At 68.9% G+C, this 15,754-nt stretch carries 4 protein-coding genes; all 4 read left to right on the forward strand.

From position 1 onward, the window contains the following. Positions 1 to 59 precede the first annotated feature (59 nt). The 4 genes from ACWF0M_RS13830 to ACWF0M_RS13845 are packed head-to-tail and all read left to right on the forward strand — an operon-like array spanning position 60 to position 15,669. A complete protein-coding gene (locus ACWF0M_RS13830) occupies positions 60 to 449 on the forward strand; it encodes a YbaB/EbfC family nucleoid-associated protein (RefSeq protein ID WP_452235993.1) in 390 nt (129 codons plus the stop codon). Next, positions 449 to 796, forward strand: a complete 348-nt coding sequence (locus ACWF0M_RS13835; RefSeq protein ID WP_452235994.1) for a hypothetical protein — start codon at positions 449 to 451, stop codon at positions 794 to 796. Before ACWF0M_RS13830 ends, ACWF0M_RS13835 begins: the two co-directional genes overlap by 1 nt. Then, positions 797 to 15,166 (forward strand): WXG100-like domain-containing protein, encoded by a 14,370-nt coding sequence (locus ACWF0M_RS13840; RefSeq protein WP_452235995.1) that lies wholly within the window; start codon positions 797 to 799, stop codon positions 15,164 to 15,166. After that, entirely contained in the window at positions 15,166 to 15,669 is a 504-nt protein-coding gene (locus ACWF0M_RS13845; protein ID WP_452235996.1) for a hypothetical protein, read from the forward strand. Before ACWF0M_RS13840 ends, ACWF0M_RS13845 begins: the two co-directional genes overlap by 1 nt. Positions 15,670 to 15,754 lie beyond the last annotated feature (85 nt).

Genomic DNA, 15,754 nt, shown 5'->3' on the forward strand with positions numbered 1-15,754 from the left:
CGAAGAGCGGCGCTTTCCGGCCACAGACTCTCGTTTCGTCCCCAGATCGAGGAGGCACCATGAGTTCCTTCGGCGCTGAGACCGGCAGCGCGCAGGGCAGGATCAGTCAGCTCGAGGAGCTGAACCGCGAGACCCGCCGGATCCGCACCACGATGGACGGCGCGACCGGCACCGCCGAGTCTCCCGACGGTCTGGTCGAGGCCACCGTCGGTGTGTACGGCGAGTTGGTCGGACTCGTCCTCGACGCCCGGGTCTACCGGACGCCGGACGCGGAGGTGCTGGCCGAGCAGATCCGGACAGTGATCAACGACGCGCACTCGAAGGCCCAGGACGCCGTCCGCGAGAAGCTGACGGACCTGTTCGCGGCGAACCTCGACGGCCCGGAGGACTTCGCGTTCGAGCCGTTCCTGCGGATGGCCGGCCGATCGACCGAGAACGGAGCCCGCTGATGGCCGGCGACCAGATCAGCCTGCACAGCGCCGGCGGAGATCTCAGCATGTTCCCGTCCGAGACGAATGCGGCGGCGCATGCCATCGGCGACGCCGGCCGCATCATCGGGGACACCTGGAAGGCGATCGGCCCCGCCCTGGCGGCCGACGAGGCCCTGGTCGGAACCGGGCTGGACGATCTCAGCGCCACGTTCCGGAACGACTACAACGCCAGGAAACCGCAATTGGAGAAGCTCGCGGCGGATGCCGAGGAGAACTTCACCAAGATGGGCACGAACGCGAACGAGATCGTGGCCAAGTACGTCGAGCTCCAGCGCGAGCAGGCCGACCGGTTGCGCAGGGTGTAAGTGATCCCCCCGCCCTCCGGTCCGCTGTGGGACTGGCTGCAGAAACTCGTCGACAGCACCCAGATCTTCCCCAACGTCGACGAGGACGCTGCCGACCGGATGGGCGCCAACTGGAAGACGGTCGAGAAGGCGATGGCCGACACCATCGCCGCGGCGCAGGCGGGGAACAACCGGATGCCGGCCGTCTGGGGAGACCAGAACGGACAGCTCTACCACGAGAACCTCCAGCAGGTGCTCGGCAACGAGGGGTACCAGGAGACGGTCCGCTCCTTCGACGAGATGTCGGTGCTGTGCACAACCTTCGCCACGAACGTGCGGCAGACCAAGGATCAGATCTACTCCGAGCTGATCATGAACGCGTTCTTCTTCGCCGCGACGTTCCTGCTACCGCCCGGGATCGGCGACCTGTTCCGCTGGCGACTGGCCGCTGTCCTGATCGAGCGCTTCTCCGGGCTGATCCGGGCGGCGGCGGATCTCACCCACACGGCCGCCGTCGGACTCAGCGCGCGGGCCCTGTCGCTGGTCGGCCACACCGCCTGGGAAGGCGTCGAGGAGGTCCTGACCGAACTCGTCGCACAGCAGCTCGACATCTGGAAGGGCGCGCGGAAAGGCATCGACTGGCAGCAGGTCGGCATCTCCGCTGTGGCGGGCGTCCTCGGTTCGCCGATGAGCATGGGTCTGAACGCGGCCGGGAAGGTCGGGCGGAGGATCGCCGGGCTTCCGGACGCGGGGCGGGTCGGGAGCCGGGTTCCGTATGTCTTGCAGGGCAGCGGCAATGCTTTTGTCACGAACGCGATCACATCGCCGCTTTCCAGCGAGCTGGCGAACTACTACGTCACGGGGAAAGCGCCGGACTTCGGCAAGGCGCTGTCCGACGGCTGGTTCCAGTCCGGGCTACTTGGGGCCAGCCGGGTGCACTCGGTCCACGCCGGCGACGCGCTGGGCCAGAACTTCTTCAACGGCGTACGCGACGCCCGCGGTATGGCGCCGTACGTCGACTCCACGCACGGCGGCGGGCCACCACATACCCCGACACCGGAGGCTGGGCCGAACCCGGGCAACAACACCACGCAGTCGCAGGCATCCGCGTCAAACACCCCCGGCGCAGCTCCGGCCGCCGGTGCCAGCTCGTCGGTTGCCGGCGGACATGCGGCGGCTTCGGGCGGTGCAACTGGTGGCTCCGGCTCGACAAGCAGCAGCGGACACCCCGCGTCGTCGCAGGACGTGCACGTCGACCGGCATACACAGTCCAACAAGACAGCAGCGCCGGACCAACAACACGACGAACAGCAACAGAACACCCAACAACAAGGCGGCGGGCAGCAGGACACCCAGCAGCAGGAGACCCAGCAACAGAACGCGCAGCAACAGGACGTCCAGCCTGGTGCGGGAGACTCAGGTCGTTTGTCGGGGGAGGGTCAGCACGCGCTGCATGGCGAGCAGCCTGGAGCGGCTCCTGCTGACGTGAACGGCGTGCAGGATGCGAGTGGATCGGCACTCCCGGTGGCGAGCGGACCGGTTGCGCCTGGGGCGACTCAGGTGACTGGTGCAGGATCGCAGCTCGCCAGTCAGGCGCCGACACATGCCATCGTCGGACAGCAGAGCAGCGTCCCGACCGCTCCACCCAACAACATCCAAGCAGGCCAGAAGGCGAATCCGGTCGAGACCGTCGACGAGCACGCGGAAACCGCCGTACCAGTTGCTCAGAGCAACAGTGCTGACATCACGCTGGCAGCCCAGCAGAACGACGTACCCGAGACTGCAGTTACCGCCACCGCGACCGGGGCAACCGCCGCGGCGACCGTGGATCTGGAGTCGAGCGTGGTGACGTCTGGGGGCGCGGCGCTGGCCGGGGAGGCGCAGGTTCAGGCGGCTGTGGTGACGGCGGAGGAGACCCAACAGTCGAACGACGCCCCGAAGCCGCTTCCGGCGCACACCACGTCGGAGGGACCGGGCCCTTCGGGGCAGTCGAACGACCCCGGCACGAACACCAGCGACACCGGGGACGCCGGCAACTCCGCCACCACCGAGACTGCTGAGGATCCCGGTGAGGTGCTTGCTCAGGTCGGTGACAACGTTGTGAGTCGAACGGCTGGGCCCGATGGGAAGCCTGCTGAGGTGCGGATCCAGTTCCGCGGGGCCAACCAGCACGGTACGCCGAGGGCGAAGCGGACCCACCCCTTCTCCTGGGTCGCCGGCAACGTACGGCACCGCGACATCGTGCCGCACGGAACGCAGTTCCAGATGTGGGCCTTCCACCTCATGCAGCAACAGCTCGCCGCGCTGGCCCGCGCCGGCCACAGTTTCGATCTGGTGTTCCGCGCCGTACAGAACCCCGAGACCGGAATCACCGAACTGCACGCCGAGATCACCCTGGTCGGTGCCGACGGCAACGTCGTACACGTTGCCCAGACGAACCTGGCCGAGGCAGCCGAGACCGTACGGCGCGGCGCCTTCGACCCCGGACATCCACCCGCGCCGCGGACCGCACCGGGAGACCTGGAGGTCGGCGAGTCCGCCACCTTCCGCCCGCGGGTGATCGACGTTCGTACGGCGACACCGCACGAGCAGCGGGTGGCCGAGGAGGTGGACCCGGCTGATCGTCCGCTCGTGCTGACGCGTGCTGTCAGTCCGCCGTTTGGTCCGCATGGCCCGGTTCGCATCAGTCCGACGGAGGGGCAGTCGGCGGAGCAGGCGGCGCTGGAGGCGTTCGTCGCGGCGCTCAATGAGCTTGGACCCGACGGCGCGTCGACACCTGCGGCGTTGGCGCTGCGGGCGCGCTACTACCAGACTCCCGACCGCGCGAAGGCGACCGGCGAGTTCACCGGAACGGTGAAACGGCGGTCCGAGCAGGACACCTTCGAGGCCACCACAGACGACGGGACCGTCGTGAAGGTCCAGGTTCCGGGGCTCAAGTATCTTGCTGAGAGCAACGAGTTCGGGGAGCTCGAGGTGGTGCCCGCGGTCCGGAAGGCCGGCCCGCCGACCGACGTACGGCTCGACGATCCGGTCCTCGGCCGGACCCCTGCACATCGCCGGGCGTACCAGGGCGAAGTCGACCTGTGGAACGCGAGCAAGGAGGCGCCGCCGCGGACCAAGCGGCCCAAGCAGCCGAGGAACGCGCCGGTCGACATCGACGAGACGCTGCAGGACGAGCTCCCGACACCACAGGACGCGGGTTGGAGGATGGGCGAGAGCTTCGCCGATCTGCTGCTCAGTTGGCTCGGTGCGCGGAACCCTGGCGTCGAAGAGGTGCACCGGGTGTTCGCCGACGAGTACGCCGGGTCGGGCCGGTTCGACAAGATCTTCGTCCGGCTCGAACGTGGTACCGGACGGATCCTCGGCTTCGCGGTCGGTGAGGCGAAGAGCGTCAACGGCGGGCTCGGGTTCCGGCGGGGCGCGAACGACCTGTCGTACCAGCAGGGACACCGGGAGTACATCCGCAGCATCCTCGTGGAGATGATTCGTCGCGGCGGGCCGACCGCGGTCCTCGACAACGAGCAGCGCGTCACGCCGGCGACGCCGCGGGAGCTCGGGCAGGGTCCGACCGCCGCGCCGGCCCAGCCGCGGACCGACGTACCGCTGGACAACGAGACCCAGTTGGCCGAGGAGATGCTGGCGGCGCTGGACGCCGGCGAAGTCGAGTTCTTCATGGTGAAACCGCTGCTGGAGAACGGGCGTACGGCGATCGGGATCACCATCACCGAGTTCGACCTCACGCCGGCGGGCGCCGCACCCGCAGCCGTCGACCACGAGGTGCACGACGACGATCATGTGCACCCGCCGCGGGGTGCGGCGCGGACCAATCAGGATGTGGCCGAGAACGGTGGTGGGCTGGAGCGTACGGCGGAGACGGTCGAGGAGGTCGCGGCGGCCGCCGGCGTGGACCTGACCGGGATCGACGTCGTGATCGTCACCGATCCGGCCGAGTACGCGGACCTCGATCGGGACAACGTGGGTGCGAGTGCGATGGAGCTGCCGGGCGGTGCGGTCCAGATCCGTCTGGGGCCGGCCAGCTTCGCCGATCGCGAGACCCTGGCCGCGACCCTCGCCCACGAGAAGACCCACGCCGACCAGTTCCGGGCGGGCCGGCCGGTCGACGAGAACAGCAGAGCCGAACTCGAACGCGAGGCGTACGCGAGCGAAGCGGCAGCAGTGGAAAGGATACGAGCAGATGATCGCGATCAGGTTCACGATCGAGGCGACGGTCGACCTGCCGAGCCGACCCGGCATCATGACGCCGGGCGAGCTCGGGAGCGGGGTGGTCCGGGCCGGCACGGTCCTCCGGATCGAGGGCACGGACCACAAGGTGACGGTACTGGGTGTGGAACTCCGCTGTACCGCCGCATCGGAGGCCAGCAGGATCCGGCTGATGATGGATCGCAAGGACGCCCAGATGCTCCGGCCGGGGACGGTTCTCGTCAGCCCGACCTGACTCCGACCCGGCCCGGCACGCCGAAGCCCGCACTCTCACAAACAACCCCGCGGGGGGAGCGGTTCCTGCCGGGGTGGTTGCTGGTGGGGAACGCGGCGGGGCAGGCGATCATGTCGCCCGTCGTACAGCAGGCCGCGAAGATCCAGGAGATCGTCCAACTGGCCGCCAACCGCTACCAGGTGACGACGAGCAACGGGCGGACCTTCGTCCTGCAGGTGCGGATCGGCCCGCTCGGGCCTACCACGGTGGCCCGGTACGTCGCCGTACCGAACACAACTGCCGCAGAGGTGACCCTGTCGGATCGGCTGGCCCTCGACGAGGTGCCGCAGGTACTGGCGCGCGTGCTCGCCGAGACCGCCGCCGCAACGACCGATCCGACTCCTGCCCAGCTGGCAGACGCCGAGGAGACCCCGGTACTCCGCCCCGACAGCGACCCGGCCCTCGACCCGCTGCTGAAGGCCGAGGACCACGGCGCGCTGGCCGAGGCCCGTGCGCTGGCCGCCGAGCACGAAGCGGTCGCCTCGGCGCCTCGAAGGCGCCGCATCAAGGGCCTGATGGCCGCCCTGATCGCGTCGATGAGCCTCGGCAACGAGCAGCCGAACGCGGAGCTCCGGCACACCCTCCTCGCCCGGGACGACAGCGCCATGGCCCAGCGGTTCGCGGACCGCCGATCGCCCAAGGACGACCGGGTGTCCGTGAGCGCGTACGTCGTGAAGTCGATCCGCGGATCGGTGCTCTCCGCCGTACTGATCGGGGCTTCGGGGTACGTCGCATCCGGCAGCATCATCACCGGCGTGGCGCTCTCGGTGCCGACGATCGTCAACTCGCTCGTCGGCGCGCTGACCGAACGCTGGCTCGACGGCCGCAAGGAGACCGGCAGACAACCGGCGTACGACGCCGACCGCGCCGTTCGGGATCGTCAGTATCCGGGGATGCAGGGCATGCTCGACGGCGGCCCGGAGCAAGCCCCGGACCCGAACCAGAGGTTGCCGCGAGCAACCAAGCGGCGAAACTACCTGGTGCGGCACGCCGTACCGCTGCTCGCCGCGACCGGGACCGCAGGCGCGCTGACCGCTGTCGGCATCCCCGCGATGTCCGCGGTCATGGTCATCGGGATGTCCGCCGTGGCGAAATCGATCGCCGAGCGGCTGGTCGACATCAAGAAGTTCGACTTCCGCCTCGGCCGCGTGGACGCGACCATCCGGACCCAGCTCGCCGACCCCGCGTCCCTGCAGAACCAGCTGGTCGCACTGCTCGAGGACTACCGCTCGCAGCTCGCGGGTACGATGCCGAACGCGCTCCAGCAGGGCGTACCTGATACCTATGCATCACCCGGTACGCCGGGATTCGGCGTCCAGGCTGCCGCCCAGGCGATCGAGAACGTGACGGCCGCAGCCCGGCGGCTGCTCAGCCATCTCGCCGCGACGCAGAACCAGACGAATCCTGTTCAGGACAACGATCCTACGGAGTTCGCCAGGCATTTCGACCTGTTCGCGGAAGGGCTGATCAACGCGATCGGCCCGGCCGTCACCGGCCTGTTGCTGGGCGCCGTCGGCGACAAGATCTTCGTCAACCTCGAGGAGCGGGCGAGCGACGCCCAGAAGTCTTGGGACCAGACCGAGCGCGACGCGGTCCGAGGCCAGGCTTTGATCGACGTACTCACGGATCAGCTTCAGCAGGTCGACACCGCGATCCGGGAGCTGCAGCAGCTCGTCGCCGAGCATCGGCCGGGCGTCGACCTCGCCGACCGTACGGCGGATCGGGCGAACTTCCCCGTGGCGCCGGCTCGTCCGGAGGGCGCGCGGCCGCCCGGGCAGTCGAAGTACTGGGTGTATTTCCAGCAGGTCGCGTTCGCGGCGATCGGGGCCGCGGGCGGTGTCCTCGCTCTCGACCAGATCTTCGACCTCGACAACGTGAGCGTGATCGTCACGCTGGCGGGTGCGGTCGGCGGCGTGACCGGTACGCCGGTTGCGCGCATGCTGTTCCGTCGCGCCGAGCTCGAGCGGAAGGACGCGAACGCGGCCGACCTCGCGAAGCAGGCCGTCGACCAGCGCGAACTCACTCGGCAGGCGGCGATCGGGAAGTACCTGTTGGCGCAGCTCCTCGACCAGATTCAGCAGCTGCGCGACCAGTTCGTCAAGGCCGGGCAGGCGGTCGCGGAGGTGCGACCGGGCGACCCTGAGTACACCGATCGGATCCGGGCGGCAGCGGAGCGCGCGTACCTGGACAACCTGACGCCAGGTCGGACGGCCGAGGAACAGGACGCCCAGGCGGAGCGGATCGCGGCCCTTGCCCGGATCGAGCGCCTGGCGGCGGCGCTGGACTGGGCCGAGTCGACAACCGGTGCCGCGGCTGTTGACCACGCCGGAGTGGAGGCTGCTCGGGCGCGGCTTGCGCACGCGATCACCTTGTACGAAGGGATTGCGGACGAGGACGGTTCGAGCAAGACGTTCCCCGACCTGCGGCGGATGTCGCCGGACCGTGGGCGCCGCGTCACCGGCGGTCCGACCGACCAGGTCCGCGCCGGCGCCGGGCGAGCGCTCGGGCGGATGCTGGGCGAGCCCGCCGGTAAACCGCTGCTCGAACAACGGCTGGTCGCGCTGGAGGAGATCGTCCGGGCCGCCGACGCGGTGGACGCGCACACTGCGGCTGGTACGCCGGAGTCGCTCGCGTACGTCCAGCAACAACTGACCGACCACATCGCGGCGTACGACGAACTCCTCCGCCAAGCCAACCTCCCCGGCAACTTCCCACGCCCCGCGATCAGCCCAACCGGACCACCCGACACAGGTCCGTCCACCCCGCCGACCGCTCCGCGGCATCCCCTGACAACTCCACCCGACGCCGGTCCTGCGGTCCCGCAGGATCCTCCGACGACCCCGCGCGGACCGGTGGTTCTCGAGCGGGTTGGCGACAGCGTTCAGATCCCGGTCACGGAGACCGGCCTGGCGCAGTCGTTGCCCGGCGACCTGATCTCCGACCCGCAGGCCTCGGCCGCGCTGGAGGCTCGCTGGGCCGAGCTTGTGCGAGCCGGGTACCAGGTCGAGGTCACCGTGACGAAGGTTGCAGGCCGCCATGCGGTGGTTGATGCGTTGGAGTTGACGGTGGAGGTGACGGACCCGCACAGCACCGTGCCGACCGAGGCGCGGGACGTGTACGGGCCGGCCGACGTACGCGCGCTCGTCGACCAGATGATCACCGACCAGCAGTCCGCCGGCGGCCGTCACCGCCAAGCCGAGGATGGGTATCTCACGCCGGCCGCGTTCGATCCGGCCGGCGGTCCGGTCGCGGGCGAGGTCAGGCCGAACGACTCGACGAACCGCGCCAGTTGGAGTTTCGGTACGCCGGGCCTCGCCGACGAGGTCGTACTGGAGCTGCACGAAATCCTCCTGCCGGAGCGCCTCCCGAACCCCGGAGGGAAGTCCGAGGCGCTACCGCGGATCCCGCTCGACTGGGCGTTCGCACGCGATCGGGCCCGCGGGCTGATTCCGCCTGGGGTACAGATCTCGCGGCTTGAGTTCGCTGCGGTGGAGCAACGCGTTCAGCAGCTCATCGCGGACGGGCATGTTGTGAGCGTTCGGCTGCGGGTCCTGAGCGGTCGGCTGGTGGTCGATACTCACGTGCGAGAGGCGACTTCCGGGCGCAGCGCCGTACACGAGGATCTGTCGCTAGCCGAGCTGGTCGTTGCCCTGGACAGCCAGGTGTTGGTGATGCCGGTCGGGGTGGCTGAGGTCGCCGTACACGCAGCCGTCGCGAACCTGGACGCCGTCCACCTGCAGGACGGCAGCGTCCGCGTCACCACGACCGACGCGCGTCAGGCGGTGATCCCCGTAGAGGTGCTCGAGCGCATCACCGCCGACCTCGCGCAATCGAGTGCGACCCAGTCCGTCCTCGACGCCGAAGCAGTACGCCGGGTCGCGGAGCACCTCGGCGTGCCTGCGACCGCGCCCGCTGCGAAATCCCCCGCCGACATCCTGCGCGCCGCGGCCCACCGCGTCGCCGCCGCCGAAATCACCCGCCGAGCCCAGGAACTCGCCGGCGGACAGGACGTCGAAACGCCACACCAGCAGGAAGCCGGCGCCCAAGCCGATGGAGCGCCGGGTGGTTGGGCGGAGGGTGCGCGGGGGCGGCGGGGGTTTGCGCCTCGGGTTCGGGGGACTGGGTTTGTTGCGGATGGGCGGGAGGCGCATGAGGGGGCGTTGACTGTTGACCGGGTTCTGGCGGCTGTTGGCGGTGTGCTTGGGTCTGATCTTGGTGGGTCGAGTGTTGGGGATCCTGCTGTGGTGGGGCAGCTGGTTGTGGTTGCGGGAACTGATGGGACGCGGCACTTCCGGGTGACGGTCGGGTCGGTGCGGCGAGGGAAGGTTGCGTCGACCGAGGTGCGTGCGGGGACCGCGCAGGATCCGCATGTTGTCACGTTTGCGGCGGGGGTCGCCGACAGCCAGCTGGCTCGGGTTTGGGTGCACGAGCTGAGCCATACGCTTCAGGAACTGCGAGCGCCCGAAGGTGGACCGCTGCGTCGACTGTGGTCCCGCCTCACCGGCGCCGGGCCGAATGCCTGTGTCGATGCGCAGTTCAATGAGTTCCGCTATCTCCAACGGCAGTGGGCAATGGGCGATCGGCCGGAGCTTCGTCAGGACATCGAAGGCCTCGTGAACGCAATCCGCAAACGCGGCCACGTCCCGCCGACCCTTCCCTGGAACACACCGCTCCCACTGGACCCGCGCGCCGAACTCAAGGCCGCGATCACCCGTCAGCTCACCGGTCTCGACGAGACGATCGCCTCGCTCAACGCCTTGATCGCCAGCAAGCAAGCGGCCGCGAAGGAAGCGATCGAAGCGGCTCGCCAGGCCGCCGAAGAGCGCGATCAAGTTGCCAAGGACAACGGCGCAGTCGCGCGCCGTCGTGCAGCCGAGGCCGAGGTACGCAAGCAGACCGAACTTGCCGACTGGCATGACAACATCGCGATCAACTACGAGCAGGCACTCGCGAAGCTGACAACCGCGCGCGCCGGCTACGCGCAACTCCTGCAGAACGTCGGAGCTGCCGCGCCCGATCGTCTCGTCGCCGAAGCGCACAAGTTCGCTGCCGAAGTCGCGGCGTACCAGACGGTTCTGGAGAACCTCGCTCCGCCGGCCGCCGCGTTGCCGAGCATGCAGCCGACCGGCCGGCTCCCGCACCTGGCCGCGCTCAAGGACCGCATCAACACGATCTTGGCTGCTAATAGCATCGATCAGACGTTCACGGCCGACAAGCTGCAGCAACTGCTCAGCGCGGAGTTCGGCCGCATCCTGACCGACGACGGCGTCGTAGTGCGGGTCGGCACCAAGCATTCCGCCGACCTGCGCATCAAACTTAGCGTCGACGAACTGGTCGAGGTCCGCGATCCGTTGGTCAAGGCCTCGGAGATCATCAACGGGGTCTTCCCGCAGGGCGGCCGACGGCTCGCCACGGCTGCGACCTCGCGCTTCGACTCGGCGTTCACAGTGCCGATGAAGGCGCTCCTGCAACTCCTCGGCACGGTCACGCACCAACCGTGGCTCGGTGACCTCACGCTGAAGGGCGAGGTCGGCACCGGGCGCACCCGCACCGTCACCGGGAACGCCGCGGAGTTCTCGCAGACCGGCGCGGTCGAGGATAACCGCGGTGAGTCCGTTCTCTACACAGGCAAGGCGTCCTGGCAACTGGACGTTCGCACCGGTCGGACCTGGTCCGCCGCGGTGACAGTTGCTGAGGGCAACGCGAAGGATGCGAGCGAGCTTCGTGCCTGGGTGTCGCACGCGTACACCCTCGAAGCTTCCCAGAACAGCTACCGCCGCCTCGACTTCGCAAACGGTCGGCTGCCTGCGCACCTGCTGACCTCGGTCACCGGTCTGGCGCAGCTCACCGACGACGTGATCGAAGCGAACGAGGACCGCCTCGCCAAACTCGGCATCGACCGTACGCAGGTCGAGGAACAGCTGCACGCCGTCCTGACCACCGACCTCCCGAGCCGGTTGGCGGAATCCACCGACCATCCCGTACTGCGGCCGCTGACGGTCGACGGAAAGCCGGTCGGGCACGTCGAAGTCACGACCCGGATCCGCTACGAGAAGGTCGAGCTGGTCGGCGCGCAGAGCACCACCCACTGGCAGGAGTCGGTCCGGATCGGATTCAGCACCACCAGTACGCAGCAGTCCTTCGGCGCCTCGGCGTCCGCGTCCCTCAAGGCCGGGTACGACGGCGCCGCGGTGCACGACATCGAACCGGACGGCACCGATGTCGGCCCGACTGTGAGTGGCGGTCGTACGGCGACGCGGTCGGAGGCCCTGTCCGGAGGCGGTACGTCGATCCACGTCGGCGTACACCGTTTCACCGGACCGACCCAGGCCTACCGCATGGTGCTGGAGCACGTCGTGAAGGTGGCCCTGGACGGCATGGTGGCAACCACGCCCGGGGACAGCACGGTCGTGGCGCGGGTGCGGGTCAAGGACGCGTACCGGTTCGGGCTGCCGGTTGATCGCAAGGCGGTGCACAACGGCGGGCGGACCATCGACGGTGAGCTCGACCCGAATGCCGTGGTACCGGGTCGCAAGCTGGAACTGCCTGCGTGGGCCAAGGACGCCGCCGGCCGGCTCAGCGCGGCCGGGCCGTGGAACGTGCAGGGCGTCACCGGTGGGAAGGCAGCGTTCGAGGCGATCATGACGCGGCTGGCCGGTCGCGGTTTCGTACCGCCGCTGGACAGGAACGGAAACCCCGACCTCAGCAAGCTCTCGACCGATCCGATCGAGCGGCACGCACAGCTGCTCAACCTCGAGGAGCTCCGCGAACAACTGTCGACGCAACGTCTGGAGGCCGGATACGACATCGCCGCCCGGGACGGGATCCTGATCACGCTCACCCGTGCGCGGACGACGCAGGCGACGGAAAACGTTGTACTTCGGGTCAGGATCGAGCCGCATGCCTCGAAACCAGTTGGTGTGACCAACGACGAGGCCGTCGTACTGCTCAACATCGGATCGGAAACCGCCGGCCGGTCGGCGTCCCGGTCGAAGGCCTGGCCGTGGCGGGCCGATCCGCTGGCGATGAGTTCGACGACCAGGCTCGACGGGAGGGCATCGCTCTCGTACGGACGGCAGGCGCTGGGCCGCGTCCTGGCCTGGTTCACCGGCGGTACGGTCAACCAGGCCACGCTGATCGAGAGCACCTCGCCGGTCGCGGTGTTCGAGGTACAGCACACGTTTTCCGTCGCCGAGGGCGAGGAGACGTTCTACACCAGTGCACCGGATGAGACCGCGCACATCCTGATCGACAGTGACCTCCTGCCGTACGAGGACGCGCTGCCGTCGACCCCGCCAACGGGCCCCGTGCGACGCTGCGTTCTCCAGCGGATGACCTTGCTCGCGCTCGGCACAGCGGACTTCACCGCCACGTTGCCCAAGGCAATCAGGGACGAGGCGACCGCGCTTCAGCAGCTCGGTGTGTTCCTCAATCCGCGGAACCTGCTCGCCCACCCGGAATGGATCGGCGGCGGCTACCGCACCACCCTTCTGGTGCCCGGCATCGGCGGGATCTCGAGCCGGATCGCAGTCTCACTCACCGGCCGCCTGCAGAACTCGCAGCTGGTTGCCATCACCGAAGGCGTCAGTGGCGACATCAACCTGGCGCTCGGCAGCCACGGCTCAGGGATCGGACGCTCGTACGGCGGCAGCACGCAGGCCTCCGCTGGTGCCTCCGAGAACTCGGCCGGCGGTGGGTTCAACGCGTCGCTCGGAAGCAGCGCCTCGATCTCCCGGACGGATCAGGAAATCTGGGGCGTCGAGCGGCTGACGATCGAGACCGGACGCCACTACGTCTTCACCGCCGACGCCGAGGTATCGCTTGCGGTAGGCAACCAGCAGCCAACCGAGTCGACGGTCGACACCGTGTTTCAGCTGGCCGAGCGGGAAGCGCTCCGGTTCTACGCGCAGAACGAACTCGCACTGCCGCTGCAGCAGGTCGCCGACGCCGTAGAACGTTTTCTGAACGGACACCTGAAGCTCGACCGCCGCGCGGCGACCGGCCTAGTACGTCGCTACCGCGCGGAACTCACCGCAGCCCACCGGAGCGGAACGCCCGTACCAGCCCTGTCCGCCGAGCACACCATGCAGGCGCTCGCCGCCAAGTTGCGTCCGAGCCCACGACCGCTGTCGGAAACACCCGAGCAGCGGCTGGACGAGATCCTGCGTGATCAGCCCCCGCCCCGGATCGATCTGCCGGAGCACTACAAGGAGCACCTCGGGTTCAGCCTGATCGAGAGCATGGAACTCGACGGGAACCACGAGCTACTGGCGGAGGTGGACGACGTACTCCGCAATGAACTCGGTGTCGATCCGGCGGAGGATCCGGCGTTGGCGCAGGCGCTGTTCGTGGATCTTGCCGGGAAGCGTTGGTGGGGGCGGTTGGAGGACATGCTGGGACGCACCGGGTTCGCGCGGACCTATGCGGTGGGGCGTCCGGGGCAGCTGTCGGCGGAGCAGGTGACGTTGCGGATCCGGGCCGAGTTCGCGGACGAGGCGCAGGAGTTGGGCGAGACGAAGGATGTGGTTGGGATCGTGCAGCGGTACCTGTACGGCGATCGGAGCCGGTCGTGGAGTAGCGGGCGGTCGACCGGGCTCGGGGCGGATGGGTCGGTTGATCCGACGCGGTCGGGGTCGGCGAGCACGGATCGGAGCGAGGGTACGTCGACGAGCGCCGACGATCAGGTGACGCGGCTGGAACGTATCGCGGGGTTCGACGCGATGACGCGGGTTGGGCGGCGGCTGCGGTTGCGGATCGAGGTCGAGCACGACGCGGCGGCACCGACACGGACTCCACTTGGGCAGCGGTTGTCGCCGCGGGCGTCGGTGACGCGGAAGGCGCGGGTACTGACTGGGAGGTCTGTGCAGCTGATTCCGACTGCTGCAGTAGGGCGGAAGGTGCCGTCGGTGCCTGTTGTGCCGGGGGAGGTGGAGTTGCCGTCGACGTACCACGTCGAGGGGGTGGGGGCGGTTGATGGGCGGGCGGATTTGTTCGACGTGGTGGTCGACAAGCTGGCGGACAAGGAGCTGCTCGGGGTTGACGGCGTACGGGCGCATCTGACGGAGCTCGAGAACAAGTTGTCGGGTTCGGCGCGGAACGCGGCGTTCAGTCGGATGGCGTCGGAGGAGGGGTTCACCCTTGCTCCGTTGGAGGTTCCGGGCTCGAAGCAGGACGCGGTCGAGGTGACGATTCGTGCGCGGGTGTCGGCTGTCGAGGTCGTGTCCGCGCCGTTCGCCGGGGAGTTGGGGGAGGTCAATCGGCATCAGGTGACGGCGTCTACCACCACGACCACGGGCCGGATGTTGCCGGTTGCGGGGTCCGGGACGTACGGCGCTGTGTCTGCGAGCATCGGCGACCAGGTGTCGGACGCCACGACCGACGTCCGCGGTGCCCGCACCGAACGCAGCCACTTCGAGAAAGGCAACCTCATCACGGTCCGCGCCCGGATCACCTACGACCTCACCATCACCCGCATCCACCACACCCCAACCGGCACCGCCCGCCAACGCTCCATCACCCACCACCCGTCAGCCGCCCCCGGCCACGCCTACCTGACCCTCCACGAACCCGACCACCATTCCCTCACTCCACCACCGCCACCCACTCCGCCGACCCCACCAACCCCACCCACTCCGCCGACCCCACCCACTCCGCCGACCCCACCCGCTGCGCCGACCCCACCCGCCCGGCCGTCGCCGAGCCCGCGGTCGACAGCGGTGGCCCCACCCGACCCGCGTACACCACCGGTGCCGTCGGCCCCGCGGACTCCGGCGGTGTCGACCGCTCCATCGAACCCGCTCACTGCGCCGGTGGTTGGGGATGGTGGGGTGGGGGTGGTTTCGTCTCGGTGGCGGCCCCTTCGTGGTGGGGCTGTGGAACAGGGGAGAGTGGAGTGATGTTGCCGGTAGCAAGGACTCGTGATGAGGCTCGGCTGTACCTCGACCTGACGCCCTGCGCGTGCGGGGAGGTGGATGCGGCCTGGCAGCACGCGACCGGCCTGCTCGACGGCGAACTCGTGAGTGTGTACGACGGAACCTGCCCACAGTGCGACGCCGAGCGCGAGTACACCTTCGCCCTCCCCGAGCGCGAAACCGCAGCCGACTACCCGAACTTCGGCGGCGCCGAGCCGTCCCAGCTGATCGACCCAGGCCGCTGGATGGCGCTGGCCGATCAACTAGCCGGCAACCTTCCCGCCGACGACCCCGAAACACTCACCCAAGCGCTACAGTTCGCCGCCGCCGCAGTCGCCGAGGTCGTCAAGTTCATCCCCCCGACCGCAACCGCCGTACCAGCCGACGCCTTCTGGACACCCGAAGGCCAAGCCATCTTCAACGCGGAGCCATCCCGCTTCCACCGCGCCCGCCTCGAGATCACCCGCCAGACCTACCTCACCATCTGACCCACCCGCCGAGTCGTGGAATGTGGTCGTGAAAACCAGCCACAATCCACGACTCGGCGGCCGGGTCGCGGACCAATCGCCACGA

Source organism: Kribbella sp. NPDC055110, assembly GCF_053607525.1.